This window comes from Flavobacterium tegetincola DSM 22377, assembly GCF_000425485.1.
GTDB lineage: Bacteria > Bacteroidota > Bacteroidia > Flavobacteriales > Flavobacteriaceae > Flavobacterium > Flavobacterium tegetincola.
On record NZ_KE384383.1, the window covers coordinates 107,646 to 124,021 of the forward strand.

Consider the following 16,376-nt stretch of genomic DNA (forward strand, 5'->3'; position numbering starts at 1 on the left):
ATGACATTTAAAGCTCAAATCGTAGCCCAATACGAACAACGAATTCAAGATAAAATTGATGCATTTCAGGACATGATTGCCGCCTTATCTGAAGATTCTAAAAACGATGCGAAAGGTTCGGCAGGAGACAAGCATGAAACGGCTTTGTCCATGATGCACATCGAGCAAGAAAAGCTCAATTACAAACTAAAAGAATATTTAAACGACAGTCAAGACTTTTCTAAAATTGACTTTGAGAAAAAGCATTCAAAAATTCAAATTGGAAGTTTGGTTCAAGCCAACTCCAACTACTTTTTAATTAGCGTGGCCTTGCCCAAAATAACCATTCAAGGACAAACAGTTTTTGGAATTTCACCTCAATCACCATTAGCATTAGAATTGTTGGGTAGGGAAGTAGGAGAAAGTTTCAAAATCAATACAATGGATTATTTAATCAATGAAATTTTTTAGGAATACTCTTTTAAAATGAAAAATGTCTATATTTTTAGCGGACTTGGAGCAGATAAAAGGGTTTTTCAAAAGTTGGACTTTTCCTACTGCAACGCGACATTTATAGAGTGGACGGCTCCATTAAGGCATGAAAGTATTGAGCATTACGCCAGCCGAATTTTGAGTCAAATAAAACATGAAAATCCAATTTTAATCGGACTTTCCTTCGGTGGAATGATGGCTGTGGAAGTAGCGAAATTAATTAAAACGGAGAAAGTAAATTTAATTGCATCGGCAAAAAATAGTACTGAAATTCCGTTGTATTACAGATGTGTTGGAATGGTAAAACTACACTACCTTTTACCAGCCAAACTTTTAAAAATGCCAAATTTCTTCAGTTTTTGGTTTTTTGGCGTGGAGCAAATGGAAGATAAAAGAATTCTTCGTGCTGTTCTTAAAGATACTGACGAAAGATTTCTAAAATGGGCAATCAATGCCATAGTAACTTGGAATAACTGCAATGCGATTCAGAATGTAGTGCATATTCACGGAAGTGCGGACCGTATTTTGCCAATAAAATATGTGAAAGCAAATGCTGTAGTTGAAAATGGCGGTCATTTTATGACATTAAATAAAGCGAAGGAAGTATCAGAAATACTGCGAGAGGAATTGACTTTTTAGAGTCCTACAATTACTTTTAAATACAAAATGCTCTTCATATGAAGAGCATTTTTAGTGTAATCTAGTTCCGAAATAGATTATTTTCCACTTTTGTCCACAACCGGTCGTTCTGCTCTATTGGCCAATTCCCAAGCTGTAGCAAAAGCAAGTTGTGCTCTTTTTGCCAAAGCATCGTACTCAATTTTATCGGGTGTGTCGCCAGGCAAATGATAATCTGCATGCGAACCGTTGTAATAGAAAATAGAAGGAATGCCGTTTTTAGCAAAGTTATAATGATCCGATCGGTAATAAATTCGTTCAGGATCGCTTAAAGCGTTGTACTTATAATCCAGCTCCAACTTCGTGTATTTGGTATTGGCTTCCTCATTGATCTTGTGTAAATCGGTAGACAAACGATCTGATCCAACAACATAAATATAATTGTTGGTGTCTTTATGCAAATCATCACGACGTCCAATCATATCAATATTGATATTGGCAATCGTGTTTTTCAGCGGAAACAATGGATTTTCGGCATAATATCGGGAACCGTGTAATCCTTTTTCTTCACCTGTAACATGCAAGAATAATATGGAACGCTTGGGTCCATTACCTTCATTTTTTGCTTGCTTGAAAGCTTGTGCAATTTCCAACAATGCCACAGTTCCTGAACCATCGTCATCAGCTCCGTTATAAACTTCACCGTTTTTAGTTCCCACATGATCGTAATGTGCCGAAATCACTAAAATTTCATCCGGTTTTTCTGATCCTTCAATAAATGTCCAGATGTTTTCTGAATCGTTTGGCGTCGGGCTGTAACTGCGTTTCATGAATGCAGCAGGTACTTTTTGATAAAAAGAAGTCGCTCCTTTCGGAAAAGTAATTCCCATTTTTTGGTATTCGGCAATTAAATATTTACCTGCTTTTTTCTGACCTTCAGATCCAGTATCGCGTCCTTGCATTGAATCAGCCGCTACAATGTAAAGGTGCTTTTCTAATTCAGGTGCTGTAATGGTGTTGAGGTACTGAATAAGGTCTACTTGTTTTGTGTCGGTTCCTTTAGTTACTTTCAAAGTGGATTGACCACAGCTTAACACAAGGCAACAACCACTCAGGAAAAGAAATTTTTTCATAGAAGGAAGTTAAAATTAAGAGCCTAAAGTACAAAATTACTTTAACACTTCCTTCAAAAATAATTTCATATGTTCCCAAGAACGTTTGTCTGCTTTTTCATTATAAGCTGCACCTTTAGAGTTATCGTTTCCAGCAGCAGGTTCGGTAAAAGCGTGAACCGCATCTGCGTAATAAACCATTTGCCAATCCGCCTTTGCATTGCGCATTTCATTTTGAAAATTGGTAATTGATGGTACGGAAACATAAGGATCATCAGCTCCGTGAAGTACTAAAACCTTTGTATCTATCGGATTGACAAAACGAGAAACTTCTTTTTCTAAACCTCCGTGAAAGGAAACTACACCTTGTACGCTCATTTTAGAACGCGCTACTTCCAAAGCGCCTGTGCCACCAAAACAGTAGCCTATAACTACAATTTGATCTGGATTCGTACCCATTTTAATCAATTGTTGCATAGCCAACTCGATTCTTTTTTGATACTCCAAGTAATTGGTCTTGTAATACCCAGACTGTTTTCCCGCTTCTTGTGTGTTGGTAGGATAATTTCCCTCTCCATAAATATCCGCAACAAAAGCGTTGTAATTTAAGTCAGAAAGTTGTTGAGCCACTTCTTTGGAATGTACGTCAATTCCTTTCCAAGCAGGAAGTATTAAAATGCCCGGTTTGCTTGCCGAAACCTTTTTTGCAAGAATACCAAAGCCGTTTAATTTTTGATTTCCGTCCGAATATGCAATTGGTTTTAACTGAGCGTTAGTCAACTGCATTGAAAACACAGTGAGAAGTAAAATAATTTTAGTTTTCATATTATAATTTTTTAATTAAAAATAGTGTTGTCCTACTTAATTCATCAAGGTCTTAAAATTACAGATTAATTACGTTTGACAAATGATAAATTTAATATAATTATTTGCAACCCATTAAATTGATACAAAAAAAAAGGCTGCGCTAAAATTTTTAGCCCAGCCTTAATTAAAATATTAGGTTGTCTTCTGATCTATAATGTCTGACGGTCGTGCTTTCCTTCCTTAATTTCTTCCACCATTTTCTTGTTAAATGCTGGTAAGTCATCGGGGTTTCGACTAGTTACTAATCCATGATCACAAACCACCTCTGAATCTTCCCAGATTGCTCCGGCATTAATTAAATCGGTTTTAATCGATGAAAACGATGTCATTTTTCTGCCTTCTACCACAGCTGCTTCAATCAATAATTGGGGTGCATGGCAAATGGCGGCAACTGGTTTTTTGGCTTTGAAAAAAGCACGTACAAATGCTACGGCTTTTTCTTCTCTTCTTAATTTGTCTGGATTAATTACACCTCCAGGAAGTAGTAAAGCATCGTAATCGGATGGATTGGCATTGTCTAATGTAACAGAAACTTCATATTCATTACTCCAATTTCCGTCCGCCCAACCCTTAATTTTTCCGGCTTTCAGACTGACAATTTCTGCCGTCCAACCTTGTTCTTCCAAATATTCTTTTGGCGATTTTAATTCACTTTCCTCAAATCCGTCGGTAGCCAAAATGGCAATTCTCTTTTTCATAGCGTTTTATTTTTTGGTTTAATAAGCACTAAATTACTGCTTTTTTAAACTTTGAGTAAAATGTAGTTATTAATTTTCTGCTAATCTTTGTTAAGAAATCCTAATTTTCCGTCTGCAAATTCAAGCCAGTAAAAAAATTAAAACTATTTTTACATCTCACATTATAATCACATCAAGATGGCTATCCAAAACTATAAAAACCACATTCGCTTTTATCCACCACATCATTTTGTCTTTTATCCTTTGATGATGGCATTGCTTGCATTTTCTATTTACACTGCAATTAACGACGAATTGAACCAGAAATTTTGGGTTTTCATAAGCATAATTCTTTTTGTAATAGGTTGGTTGGCATTCATGCTACGGCAACATTATGCACTGGTTTTACAAAACAGAATTGTTCGTGGCGAACTGCGTTACCGCTATTTTGTAATTACCGGAACCCGTTTCGAGCCGATGGAACAGCTATTAAATGAAGGTCAGATTTTTGCACTTCGCTTTGCACCTGATGCCGAATTACCCAATTTAACACAAAGAGCCGTTGCCGAAAAATTAAGTGCCGATGCCATAAAAAAAGCAATCGTAAATTGGTTTCCAGATCACCAGCGCGTTTAATTTTTTATTTTGGATCAAAACTTTTGGCATCTTCTTCACCATAATCCTGCCATCCACTAAATCTTTTTTAGTCTCGTAAAAACGATACTAAAAAAGGATACCGCTGCTGTCAGGGATAGTAAAACCATCTTTCGGCATTTTTTTAACTTTCGGCTTTTGAGCTGCATGAAATAACTACAGTTTTGGCGCAAAAAAACTGGAACATCTTCCGGTATTTAGTTTAGCGCGTCGAAACATTTATTTTGCCATTTTGCCGACCAACAAAAACGTTTTCAATTCCATTTGCATTCTTAAATGGAATCCAGTTGGACATTTTTACATTTTGTAATTCATCATCGAGTTTGATTTTCAGCGCTATAATGTCGCCGTTGCTTCCTCGTTGCAATTCAGAAGTGTATAAGATTACACCAACTTCAGCCAAGTGCTTCTTGTAAAAGGCAATGTCACTGTCTTGCGATTCCTTATGAATGATAAAAGCGCCATCTTCAATATCCAACTTAAAAGTGGCAGGCAGTGCTTCAATTTCTGCACTACTCAATGGTTTTAAAATAAACATAGTTTCTATTAAAATAGCGCCATTTCTAGCTTTCTCACCATATTGAGCCACAAGATTTTCGTTATTTTTGCGGTTCAATTTACGGACAGATCCAATGGTTTCAGGGTCAATTTTGTCTAAGGCGTCACTCGTAATTTCTTTGCCATTTAAACTGATAAAAGCATTTTTATAATTGATATTCTTATCTAATTTGATCGATGAAATATGGTTGTCCGGTAGTGCTGCCGCTTCATCATTGGCTTTGTTTTCTGAATTCAATAATTTTTTTACAGCAGCAGCTTCTTTTTCTGTAGCAAAAAGCGAATCTGCCGCTCGCTGATTATTACTGTTTTCATCTATGAGCAAACTAATACTGGCATCATTATAACCAAAAGTCATTTCTTTATGTTCATCGATGCGAACAAAAATTGCAAACGGTTGAATAGGCTCATCTGCAGAAACATCGTATACTTGCTTTGAACCTTTGTCATCCGATAGAATGATATGGATTGTTTTTATGAGCTCGTTTTTATCTCTCTTTACTTTTTTTAGTTTCATTTCTAAGCCAAATTGATTGCTTAAGTCAGTGGATTTAGCTTCAAGTTCGTCGTCAGTTGTAGTACTTCTAATCATTGCTTCAATTGAAGTTGGATACCGTTTTGAGGTTTCTTTTTCAATAGGGTTTTGAGCGTTAATTTGCACCTGAAATAATAGGAAAAATAATACTAGTGCAGAAATTACATTGAAGTTATAATCTGCAAAATGTCTTTTGGAAGTAGTTGCTTTTAACACAAGATTTCTTTTTAATGGTTTAAAATAATTTTACAAAGTTTCGATCACAGGTTAAATCCAAGGACACTATTTTTGTTAAAAAATTAGTATTGAATATTAATAAATTTAATAACATATCGATACTAATCACAATTAATTCAAGTGGATCGAAATTTAATTTAGTAAATTACTTGTAAATGTATGAAATACAAGTGAGTAAAAAAACCAGAATTTCTTCTGGTTTAAATTTTATAGCGCATTCAAGTTGAGTGTTCCTTTTTTTCGACCTATTGAAATATCAGGAATGCCGTTTGCGTTTTTAGATGTAGTCCAATTTTCAGACATTTTATGGTTTCGTTCCGTGTCCACTAATTTAATTTTAATTGCGGTAATAAATCCTTCTGAATTTCTTTCAACTCCTGAAATTTTTACAATCACACCAATTTTCAAAAGTTGTTTTTCGTAAAATTCAAAATCACCTTTTTTAGAACGTTTGTGTAACGTGAAACCTCCATTTTCAGAATCAACTTTGAAGCTTTTGCCTGCTTCTTTTACTTCATTTTCAGAAACAGATTTTTTGTAACCGTACTTTTCAATTAAGATAACGCCGTTCCTCGCTTTTTCACCATATTTTGCAACTAGCCTGCTGTTGTCTCCTCCATTAATAGACATTACGGTTTCAATACTTGTGGGTTTGATTTTCTCCATTTCCGAAGAAGAAATTTCTATTCCGTTCAAGCTGATAAAAGCTTTTTTATAATCAACATCTTTACTTTCCATTATTAGAACGATATTATCAGCTGGTGAAGAAGTTTTATAGCCCGATATATTATTTTCTTGTGCAACTTGTTCTTTTACGGCATTCATTTTAATATCAATAATACCATTTTCAGCGCGCTTTCCATATTTTTTAAACAAGGCTTCATGATTTGCATCAGCATTACGACCTTTCTTTATAACAGTGACTGATTTAATGGAATTGGGATCTAATTTTAAGTATTCCTCTTTTGAAGTAATTTTATCATCAACGATAAAGAGTGTGTTTTTTGGAAAAGTAGATTTATCGCTTACTGCAAATTCAGCAATGCTAACTTCAGATTCTGGTGCTGATTTCATCATTGATTGACCATCTTTTTCATACAACATCAATACAACTTCTTTAGGCTGCGATTTATTTTGGCTTCGCTCCACTGCTTCAAAATGCTGTTTCATGTGAGGGTTATCTTGAGAAGCACTGAATCCAAATGTTTCCTCTTGATTTTCATCTGTTTTTACAAAAATGCTAAAGGGTTTAATAGGTGCGTCTCCAGCAACAGAATTTGATTTTAGGACTCCCTTTCTGTTTTTTAAAGTCACATCAATTTCGGTAATTTCGTTGTTCGCATTTCTAGTTATAGTATTAAATTTTACTTCAATATTTGATCTTTTTTGCAATATTTTTTTATAACTTTTAAGAACTTCATCGGTTGAATTTGCATTGATAGAAATAGAGAAAGACGTACTTAAACTTATATTTTTACTTTTTTCCGCCGTGTAATCAAAATAAATTGAATCGTTAGCTTTTCCATTTTGTGATCTATCAAATGCGGCATCAGCTTTCAAATTTTGCACCATTGCAGGATTATCTGATGGATCGCTAAATCCAAAACTAATTCGCTTACTTTCATCCTCAATTGCAAAAATCAGAAAGGGCTGGATTGGTTCAGAATTTGATACATAACGATTTTTGATTAAGCCATTGGCATGCGTTAATACTATTTTTATCGACTTAATTTTACCTTCTTTTGTTCTTGAAATTTTATTTACTTTTCCTGTAATACCAAATTCAGATTGAAGCATATTCAATTGTGATATTATGTCTTCTTCGGTTGAAGAACTTTTAATCATCATTTCAAATTTGGTAGAAACTATTTCCGATTTCAATTTTTCAACAGGTTTTTCTTGTGCTACAACTTCCACTTGATACGTCAGCATAAAGAAAATGAGTGCGGGAAGAACAATGAAGTACTTCCAAGAATGGTACTTTTTTGATTGATTTGTGTGTAACATAACGATTCGTTTTTTGATTAATGATTGATAAAAATGATTGGTAATGGCTACGTGCTTTTCGGCAGTAGTTATTTTTAATAAGGTTAGTAAGTAGGATTTTTTGTTTACGGCTTTCGCCAAAGCGTTTTGGTCGGCAATGAATTCGAGATTTTGAATCATCGCTTTTTTATAAAACCAAATTAGTGGATTCCACCAAAATAAAATGCAGTATATTCGAGCAATCAAAACATCTAAACTGTGCAATTGCTTGGCATGAATTTTTTCGTGCTCGATGATGTTGTGTAATTCTTCGGGTTGAAACAAATTGCGGTTGTATACAATTTTTTTGAAAAAGGAGAAAGGCGATATTGCTTCTTCAATTTCAATTAATTCAAAACCATCTACTTTAATTTTGCTTTTACTTTGAATGATTTTTCGCAAAGAATAAAACTCAATCAACAGTTGCGTCAGAAATATAAGGACGCCAATTCCATAAAATAAGCCGACAACCAGTTCCCAAGAAATTACGAAATTTTCTTCTACCGGTAAAGGCAAATGATCCATCGAAATCACTTGAAAATTAGCAGTATTTATTGGAGAAATTACCGGTTCTACCCAAACTGTTTTTTGAAAAGTAAGTAATGGTAGAAGCGGTGCACAAAAAATCCCACACAGTAGAAACCAGCGATTGCTAGTGAAAAAGGTATTCTTCTTCAATAGAAAATGATAGGTCGTAAAAAACAAGAGTAGAAGTGTGCTTGACTTTACCAGATAAACGATTAGATTTTCCATGATTCTACTTTTTTTCAATCATTTCAATAATTTCACGGAGTTCCTCGGCAGTAATTTTCTCTTCTTTGGCAAAAAAAGAAACCATATTCTTGTACGAATTATTAAAATAACTCTCAATTGCAGAATGCATAACCGGTTTTCGGTACGCTTCTTTTGAAATTATAGGATAATATTGGTGCGTGTTTCCAAATGCATGGTGCGAAACATATCCTTTTTCCTCCAAATTTCTCACAATCGTGGAAAGTGTGTTGTAGTGTGGCTTATCGGTAGTGATTTCTGCAGCAATTTCTTTTACAAACGCTTTTTCAAGTGTCCATAAAATGTGCATTATTTCTTCTTCCTTATTGGTTAGCTTTTGCATAGTTGTAAATTTGAAAATCAAACTTACAACTATATTTTTAGTTTACAAACTATTTTTATAGTTATTCAACTAATTAAGTAGTTTCTCTCGCTCTTTCTGGTACAGGTGAAGCAGATAAAAACAAGCTAATGTGGCAAGTAAGCCTAAAATTCCCATAACAATCCAATTGGAGCGGTAACCGAAAAGCGCTATGAGTTCCAATCCTGTTTTTGAACTTCCAATGTGTGCCAAGCTAAAACTCATAGTAAATAACGCCATGTAGCGACCTTCCTGACCTCGTGGCGCTCTTGATAACGCAAAGGAATTGGAAAACGGAAAAATAAGCATTTCACCAAATGTCATAAAAAGCATGCTGATGACTAAAATTCCGGCAAACGTATCCATCAATAATACAAAAAAGCTAAAGGACATTAAGAGGCAACCTATTAATATCAACTTTAATTTGGAAGTATTTCTGCTTTCAAACGTACTTACTATCGGCATTTCCAGAAAGAAAATAAGCAAGCCGTTCATCGTCATTAAAAGTCCAGTTTGAAATTCGGTCAAGCCATATTTTTCAGCGTGGTAGAGTGGAAGCGTGGTAAATATTTGGAAAAACAGCAACGCAGAAATAAAACTCACAAACAAGAATACCCAGAAAATATGATCTTTATAAACAGATTTTACCACAGCCGCTTCATCAGTGTGATTCACTTCAAAAACTGGTTTTTTCTTTTCTTTAACCAGAATTGCAAAGATGGAAATGGCCACAATACAAGCCGCTCCATCTACCCAGAATAGTCCGTGATAGCCCATATTCATAATAATCAAACCTCCCAAAGCAGGTCCAGCAGCAAAACCCAAATTCACCGCTAGACGAACAAGCGTAAATGCTCGGGCCCTATTCTCTGGCTTTGCATACGTTCCCAATGAAACATACATCGCAGGTCGAAACATGTCGGCAATCATCATAATCCCGAAAATAGCAAAACACAAGGAGTAAAAGGTGGTAACATATTGAATGGCAAAAAATAATAAACCACTGGTAAAAAGACTAAAAACCATGATTTTATAAAACCCAATTTTGTCAGATAGTTTTCCGCCAAGCCAAGATCCCGCCATTGAACCCAATCCAAAACACACCATAATCCAACCTACTTGACTGTACGTAAATTGTAAATCTTCTTTTAAATACTTGGATAGAAAAGGTAAAACCATCGTTCCTGCTCTGTTAATGAACGTAATGAGGGTTAAAATCCAAATTTCTCTTGTAAAACCTCTGAAATTATTGATATAGTTGCGGAATGCTTTTTGTAACATTTGGGTACTTTTAGGTTGTGCAAAGTTCTTAAAAATTGCGGTGGCAAACTGAATTTAGATTAAAATAAAATCATTAAAAGTAACATTAAATTTTTAGTGTTGAATGAGGTAAAAATCTTGATTTAATTTTTACCAGTAAATTTGAATTACTTGAAAGAACTTACTTCGTGAATTTACATAATTAAAGAATTTTTTTTCACCTGAATGGTTGTAAGTTGTGTCAAACCAATGCATGTCTGATTATATTTGTTATTTTTACAAAAAATAACTATTCCCATGCATAGAGTACTTACCTTATTATTTCTTCTCAGTTCAATAATTAATTTTGCTCAATTAAAAGTAACTGCGGAAGATTTTCAAAGTAATTTAAATAAAGAATTTGCGGATGCCAAAACGTCGCCATTGACTGCAGAAGACAGAAATATATTTAAAGCGCTGGATTTTTTTGCCATTGACACCGACTTTATTGTAGAAGCCAAATTAGTGAAGAGTAAAAATGAAAAGTCGTTTGCGATGAAAACCACTACAGATCGGACGCCATTGTACGTAAAATATGGTGTAGTTTCATTCAAAATCAAAGGCGAAGATTTCCAATTGAATGTGTATCAAAATTTAGATTTGATCAAACGCCCCGGATTTAAAAAACACCTATTTCTTCCGTTTACAGATTTAACTTCAGGTGATCAAACCTATGGAGGTGGACGATACATAGATTTGGAAATTCCAAAAGGGGAGACGATTACCATTGATTTCAATCAAGCGTATAATCCGTATTGTACTTACAATCCAAAATATTCTTGCCCGGTAGTTCCCGCTGAAAATGATTTGATAATTCAAGTCAATGCCGGTGTAAAAAAGTTTCACGACTAATGAAATACATCAATATTCATACACACGAAAGTTCGGGCAATCCAGCAGTATTGGATGTAGTAAATCAGTATCCGAGTTCTTTTGAGCAAACAGATAATTATTTTTCAATAGGAATTCATCCGTGGTATATCAATGCCGAAACTTGGAAACAAGAATTAAACGTTATTGAAGAAAAATTGCAGTTGAAAAATTGCTTGGCCTTGGGTGAATGTGGTTTGGACAAACGAAGAGAAACTCCAATTGAATTTCAATTAGAAGTGTTTGAAGCCCAACTTTTATTGGCAGAAAAATACCAGAAACCAGTGATTATTCATTGTGTTGCAGCTTTTCAAGAAGTGATTGCGACGAAGATAAAATTGAAAATTTCGGTACCAATGGTGATTCACGGTTTTTCAAAAAGTCAGGAACTTGCAGCGCAATTATTGAAGAACGATTTTTACATTTCTTTTGGGAAATATTTAATTAAAAATCCAGAATTGAAGTCGGTTTTTGAAATAATGCCAAACAATCGATTTTTCTTGGAAACTGATACCATTCAGGAAGGAATTGAGGAAGTATATGATTTGGCTGCGAAATATAAGAATATAGATGTTGTAACTTTGCAGCAGATTGTAACTAAAAATTTTAAAACTGTTTTTAAAGATGGCAGAATGGACGGAACGCTCTGAACTTTTATTTCAAAAGGAAGGATTGGAAAAATTAAATAAGGCAAATATTTTAATTGTTGGCATGGGAGGCGTAGGCTCTTGGGCGGCAGAATATTTAGTGCGAGCCGGAATCGGAAAAATGACTATTGTAGACGGTGATGTGGTAGATATTACCAACATCAATCGGCAATTGCCGGCTTTACATTCTACGGTTGGACAAGCTAAGATTACCGTAATGGGCGATCGATTGATGGACATCAATCCGGAGTTACAATTGACCCGTATTCAAGAATTTCTTTCTCCTGAACGGGCATTTGAGATTGTTTCGGACGAATTTGATTATGTTTTGGATTGCATTGATAGTGTAACGCCCAAATTCAACTTGATTGTGGGTGCCAAAAGAAAACACGTTAAAATTGTGAGTTGCATGGGTGCCGGTGGAAAAATGGACGCTTCCAAAGTAAAAGTAGCCGACATTAGTACGAGTAACAGTTGCTTTCTTGCTCGAGTAATTCGGAAACGATTGAAAGAAGTGAAGATTGATAAAGGCGTGAAAGTGGTGTTTTCAACGGAGATCCAAGACGAAAACAGTTTAAAAATTACGGACGGGAAGAATTACAAGAAATCGTTTTACGGAACCAATAGTTATATGCCAGCGCTTTTTGGACTTTATGCTGCACAAACGGCAATTCGGTATTTGTTGAAAAAATAAATTACTGAGTTTAATTTAAATTTTTTAAAAATTTTCAATTCGCAAATTCGGGTATCTTTTCTCATTCAATATTTGTGTGCTATTGATATTTCATTTCAAGACGGCGTGATTTATTTGAGGAGATAGTTGCTTTTTCTGCGTTAGGATTTTTTTTGCGTGAAGGATGGAAGAGGAGCTCTTAATTGCTTTGTAGAAAGCAATTAAAGCGGGAACGTACAGCCTGACCCGCAGGGGCACGCCCAAATTAAAATGATTTAATTACTTTTAAAAATCCACATCAGAACTGGCTTTTTCGCTGACTTAAGTAAGGGGTCAATTGTTCTGAAGCTTGCATTTGAAATAGCGGGACAGCCCCAACCTTCGGGAGTTCCGCTTGGAAAAACTTCTTGATCGGGCACTTTTTCCCAAGAATGAAAAACGATGACGCGTTTTAACGCATTGCTATTGGTGGATTCTAAGCCGTGCATTAGATATTTTACGTTGATACCCCAATTACTGAAACCGCGTTCGCCAATTTTGAACTTGCCGATGGAGGAACAATGGCTGTTATTTACGTTACTAAAACTTGCTTTGTCTTTGGTGAAATCTTGTCCCCACATGGAGTTGCAACAGCCGTGACTGACTAGAAAATGGTGTGTAATTTCTTTTTTTGCAAAATCGTATATAAAGAAGCGTTTCCGGCCGGAATGCGTTCCGAGGTCAATGAGAATGCAGAAATCTTGGTTCATTTGGTTTGCTTTACAGAAGACTAGAGCTTCTGTTGCTTTGGAATGAATGGTGTTTTCAATTTTGGGAATGGTATTTTTTGGAGCAGTTTTTTGACATCCGAAATTTAGCATCACGAGTAACAGCAGGACGAAATTTAATTTTTTCATTTGGCGTTGATTTTAGTAGAATTCCACATTTTACCCGTTTTGCGTTTCCAATGTAAAATCTGAAACTTGGCGCTGTCGTAAAATAAGCCGATAAAAAGTAATAATGCAGGAAGTAAGAGTTCGTATAAATGAAAATAAGGATACAAAATGCCTGCTAAAATTCCGCCTAAAAAGAAAAAGAGAATGATTCGGAATCTTAGTTTTATGGTGGAGCGTAAAGTATGTCGTTCTTTTGGTTCTTTATAGAAAAGAAGTTGGGAAATTTCTATTCCTAAATCGGTAAAAAGACCTGTTAAGTGCGTTGTTCTCACTAAAGCTCCTGAAATTCTAGTGACCAAAGCATTTTGTAAACCCATCGCAAAAAGCAAGGTGATTGCAATAATATTTGGACTTTCTACGCTTAAAAAGGAGCCTGCTAAAGCAATGGTTGTGAGAATTATAATTTCAATTAGTGTGGGAATAAAATAAATGTACCGATCGTCTTTTTTGTGAACCAACTCGATGAGAAAGTTGGAAACAAATGAACCTAAGAAGAATGATAAAAAATAGAGAAAGTAAATAAAGCTTGCGCTAAAATTCATTTTAAAAACTTCGTCAATAAAAAACGCAAAATGTCCGGTAACATTGGTAGTAAGACGCTGTACAGCCAAGAATCCTGCAACATTGACCATTCCCGCAACAAAGGATAGCAGCGATGCAATCTTTTTATTGTGGCTTAAAGTTCTAGTTTTACCGTGGTGTCTGAACATTATTTTTGCAATTAAATTATCTGATTTATGCCGAATGAATGGTTTGAAATTTTATTTTACGATAAAGTTGGTTCTTTTTAATGTAAATGTATTAAAGAATACGTTTTAATAGACATCAATTCACCGTTCCTATACTTTTTTTCAAATTAACAATTTCATTTTTCAATTCAAAAAACATGTTCTTGATAGTTGTATTTTCCAACACTTCCGTTTGAGCATCACTTCTTGAAATACTGCATTGGTATTCCCAAATTTCGAGTATGTTAGAGGCTTTAATTTCGTAAGGTGGATAGAAAAAATTATCAGACGAAACAGACAACAAGTTTTTCTTCTGGCTGCTCAATCGTTTATAAACTACGCCTTCACTTCTGGTAATTAGAATGTATGTTTTTCCAGAAAGTACTTCGCCTAAATTTTCAATATAACGTCCCACAATAATATCGCCATCTTGATGCGGTGGCATCGAATCGCCTTCCACTGGAAATCCGCGGTATTTTCCTACACCTAAAAAAGGCAATGAAATTTGTTGCAATTGCTCAATATATTCTGGATCTGCATAACCGCCAAGGTAACCTGCTTTGGCTTTTTGAGTTACCACTTCAATGTAATTTTCTCCCGAGCGGTCCACTTGAATCGGTAGAATTACACGGTTGTTTTCGAGTTGCATTAGTTTCTCCACTTCAATTTTTCGCACGTCCACCGAAAGCAATAAGTCAATGCTTAAATGATAATATTGGGCAATTCTTTTGAGGATATCGTAAGGTGCTTCCGAAGTGCCGTCTTCATACTTAACGTATCTTCCACGGGTTATCAATAACTGTTCGGCCAGCTTTTCTTGCGAAATTTGGTGCTTGATGCGAAGCGCTCGTATGTTGTCTGAAAATAAGGACATTGCAAAGTTGTTATAATTTGTAACAGCAAATATAATAAAAAATGTTAGTATCTGCACTAATTTTGTAACGCTAAATGATAGAGATGAAACGTGCAATTGTACATATGGATTTAGACACTTTTTTTGTGTCTTGTGAACGGCTTACCAACTCCGCTTTGGAAGGAATTCCGTTGATTATTGGAGGTGGAGATCGGGGAGTGGTAGCTTCTTGTTCTTATGAAGCACGGCGTTTTGGCGTACGTTCGGCAATGCCAACGGCTATGGCTTTAAAATTGTGTCCACAGGCCAAAGTAATTAAAGGCGATATGGAACGCTATTCGCAATTATCGCACGCCGTTACTGAAGTAATACAAGAAAAAGCGCCTGTAATGGAAAAGGCAAGTATTGACGAATTTTACCTCGATATTACTGGAATGGATCGTTTTTATGGGTGTTACCAATGGACCAATGAACTGGCAAATCGAGTGGTGAAAGAAACGGGATTGCCCATCAGTTTTGCCTTATCGGTAAATAAAACCGTATCCAAGATTGGCACGGGCGAAGGAAAACCCAAAGGACATCTTGATATTCCCGAGGAGCAAGTACGTGCTTTTTTAAACCCTTTGTCAATTCGGAAAATTCCAATGGTGGGTGAAGTTACTTTTCAAACGCTTTCTAGAGTTGGCATCCGAAATATCCAAACTTTATCCGAAATGCCGTCCGAAGTTTTGCAACGTATTATTGGTAAAAATGGCGTGGAAATTTGGAAGAAAGCCAACGGAATCGATAATAATCCCGTGGAACCGTATACCGAAAGAAAATCCATCACTACTGAGCAAACCTTTACCGAAGACACCATTGATTTGGTACAACTCAAAGTCGTGCTTTGTGGAATGGTAGAAAAACTCGCTTTTCAATTGCGCAAAGAACAGTGGCTCACGTCAACCGTAGTGGTTAAAATTCGGTACGCCAATTTTGACACAGAAACCAAGCAATGCAAAATCGCCTACACTTCTGCCGACCATGTATTGACCGAAAAAATACTCGGGCTTTTCACGGCACTTTATCAACGTCGGATGCGGTTGCGACTCGTCGGAATTCGGTTCAGCGGCTTGGTTCGCGGCACGTATCAAATCAATATGTTCGAAGACACCCAAGAAATGCTGTCCCTCTATGCTGCAATGGATAAAATGAAAAATCGCTTCGGATTTGACGCCGTAATGCGTTGTGCTGGAGCGCATTTAAAGAGGAGTGTTAAGATTTGAGTATTAAGTATTAAGACGGGAAGTATCAAGATTTGAGTATTAAGAATTAAGACAGTGGAGCAGAAGCAGCATTTTTATTTGGGCGTTTCCCTACGGGTCAGGCTTTCCACTCCCGCTTTAATTGCTTTCTTCAAAGCAATTAAGAGCTCCGCTTCAATCCTTAACGCAAAAAAGTATTAAGATTAAAGTATCAAGTATTAAGACTAGAAGTATTAAGATT

The 16,376-nt window shown here is 35.7% G+C and carries 17 protein-coding genes; 7 read left to right on the forward strand and 10 right to left on the reverse strand.

Annotated elements, in window-relative coordinates:
- Together H602_RS0110140 and H602_RS0110145 are read left to right on the forward strand one after the other, a co-directional pair.
- Nucleotides 1–450 (forward strand): hypothetical protein, encoded by a 450-nt coding sequence (locus H602_RS0110140; RefSeq protein ID WP_026977892.1) that lies wholly within the window; start codon nucleotides 1–3, stop codon nucleotides 448–450.
- A gap of 15 nt (nucleotides 451–465) precedes the next feature.
- Nucleotides 466–1,110 carry an alpha/beta hydrolase gene (locus H602_RS0110145; protein WP_026977893.1) on the forward strand — a complete coding sequence of 215 codons (645 nt, stop codon included), beginning with the start codon at nucleotides 466–468 and terminating at the stop codon, nucleotides 1,108–1,110.
- A gap of 77 nt (nucleotides 1,111–1,187) precedes the next feature.
- On the opposite strand, the gene H602_RS0110150 is transcribed toward H602_RS0110145, so the two are convergent.
- The 3 genes from H602_RS0110150 to H602_RS0110160 all read right to left on the reverse strand — a co-directional run bounded on the left by H602_RS0110150 (nucleotide 1,188) and on the right by H602_RS0110160 (nucleotide 3,766).
- Nucleotides 1,188–2,222: a M28 family metallopeptidase gene (locus H602_RS0110150; protein WP_026977894.1), complete on the reverse strand. Its 1,035-nt coding sequence runs from the start codon at nucleotides 2,220–2,222 to the stop codon at nucleotides 1,188–1,190.
- 36 nt (nucleotides 2,223–2,258) lie between these two features.
- Nucleotides 2,259–3,026, reverse strand: a complete 768-nt coding sequence (locus tag H602_RS0110155; RefSeq protein ID WP_026977895.1) for a dienelactone hydrolase family protein — start codon at nucleotides 3,024–3,026, stop codon at nucleotides 2,259–2,261.
- A 191-nt stretch (nucleotides 3,027–3,217) separates the two neighbouring features.
- A complete protein-coding gene (locus H602_RS0110160) occupies nucleotides 3,218–3,766 on the reverse strand; it encodes a type 1 glutamine amidotransferase domain-containing protein (RefSeq protein ID WP_026977896.1) in 549 nt (182 codons plus the stop codon).
- Nucleotides 3,767–3,943: 177 nt separating this feature from the next.
- Between H602_RS0110160 and H602_RS0110165 the strand changes: the two genes are divergently transcribed.
- A complete protein-coding gene (locus H602_RS0110165) occupies nucleotides 3,944–4,381 on the forward strand; it encodes a DUF6526 family protein (RefSeq protein WP_026977897.1) in 438 nt (145 codons plus the stop codon).
- 220 nt (nucleotides 4,382–4,601) lie between these two features.
- Here the strand turns inward: H602_RS0110165 and H602_RS0110170 are convergent, their stop codons facing one another.
- From H602_RS0110170 to H602_RS0110185, 4 genes are all read right to left on the reverse strand, one after another.
- A complete protein-coding gene (locus H602_RS0110170) occupies nucleotides 4,602–5,708 on the reverse strand; it encodes a hypothetical protein (protein ID WP_026977898.1) in 1,107 nt (368 codons plus the stop codon).
- Between the two features lie 228 nt (nucleotides 5,709–5,936).
- Complete coding sequence (locus tag H602_RS19375; protein WP_084404237.1) at nucleotides 5,937–8,507, reverse strand: M56 family metallopeptidase; 2,571 nt, start codon at nucleotides 8,505–8,507, stop codon at nucleotides 5,937–5,939.
- A 4-nt stretch (nucleotides 8,508–8,511) separates the two neighbouring features.
- Complete coding sequence (locus H602_RS0110180) at nucleotides 8,512–8,868, reverse strand: BlaI/MecI/CopY family transcriptional regulator (RefSeq protein WP_026977899.1); 357 nt, start codon at nucleotides 8,866–8,868, stop codon at nucleotides 8,512–8,514.
- A gap of 69 nt (nucleotides 8,869–8,937) precedes the next feature.
- Nucleotides 8,938–10,167, reverse strand: coding sequence for an MDR family MFS transporter (locus H602_RS0110185; RefSeq protein WP_026977900.1), 1,230 nt, complete (start codon nucleotides 10,165–10,167; stop codon nucleotides 8,938–8,940).
- Nucleotides 10,168–10,443: 276 nt separating this feature from the next.
- Here H602_RS0110185 and H602_RS0110190 point away from each other — a divergent pair, with 276 nt between their 5' ends.
- Genes H602_RS0110190 through H602_RS0110200 form a run of 3 tightly spaced genes read left to right on the forward strand, consistent with a single transcriptional unit; the run spans nucleotide 10,444 to nucleotide 12,396 of the window.
- On the forward strand, nucleotides 10,444–11,037 hold the full coding sequence (locus tag H602_RS0110190) for a DUF1684 domain-containing protein (RefSeq protein WP_026977901.1): 594 nt from the start codon (nucleotides 10,444–10,446) through the stop codon (nucleotides 11,035–11,037).
- Nucleotides 11,037–11,705: a TatD family hydrolase gene (locus H602_RS0110195; RefSeq protein WP_026977902.1), complete on the forward strand. Its 669-nt coding sequence runs from the start codon at nucleotides 11,037–11,039 to the stop codon at nucleotides 11,703–11,705. The genes H602_RS0110190 and H602_RS0110195 overlap by 1 nt, the downstream gene beginning before the upstream one ends.
- Nucleotides 11,680–12,396: a tRNA threonylcarbamoyladenosine dehydratase gene (locus tag H602_RS0110200; protein WP_026977903.1), complete on the forward strand. Its 717-nt coding sequence runs from the start codon at nucleotides 11,680–11,682 to the stop codon at nucleotides 12,394–12,396. Before H602_RS0110195 ends, H602_RS0110200 begins: the two co-directional genes overlap by 26 nt.
- 254 nt (nucleotides 12,397–12,650) lie before the next feature.
- Here H602_RS0110200 and H602_RS0110205 read toward each other — a convergent pair whose 3' ends face one another.
- From H602_RS0110205 to H602_RS0110215, 3 genes are all read right to left on the reverse strand, one after another.
- Complete coding sequence (locus H602_RS0110205; RefSeq protein WP_026977904.1) at nucleotides 12,651–13,271, reverse strand: murein L,D-transpeptidase catalytic domain-containing protein; 621 nt, start codon at nucleotides 13,269–13,271, stop codon at nucleotides 12,651–12,653.
- Nucleotides 13,268–14,020, reverse strand: a complete 753-nt coding sequence (locus tag H602_RS18680; protein WP_035759422.1) for a YoaK family protein — start codon at nucleotides 14,018–14,020, stop codon at nucleotides 13,268–13,270. Before H602_RS18680 ends, H602_RS0110205 begins: the two co-directional genes overlap by 4 nt.
- 115 nt (nucleotides 14,021–14,135) lie before the next feature.
- Nucleotides 14,136–14,912 carry an XRE family transcriptional regulator gene (locus tag H602_RS0110215; RefSeq protein WP_026977905.1) on the reverse strand — a complete coding sequence of 259 codons (777 nt, stop codon included), beginning with the start codon at nucleotides 14,910–14,912 and terminating at the stop codon, nucleotides 14,136–14,138.
- An 83-nt stretch (nucleotides 14,913–14,995) separates the two neighbouring features.
- Between H602_RS0110215 and dinB the strand changes: the two genes are divergently transcribed.
- Complete coding sequence (dinB, locus tag H602_RS0110220; protein ID WP_026977906.1) at nucleotides 14,996–16,156, forward strand: DNA polymerase IV; 1,161 nt, start codon at nucleotides 14,996–14,998, stop codon at nucleotides 16,154–16,156.
- Nucleotides 16,157–16,376: the final 220 nt, after the last annotated feature.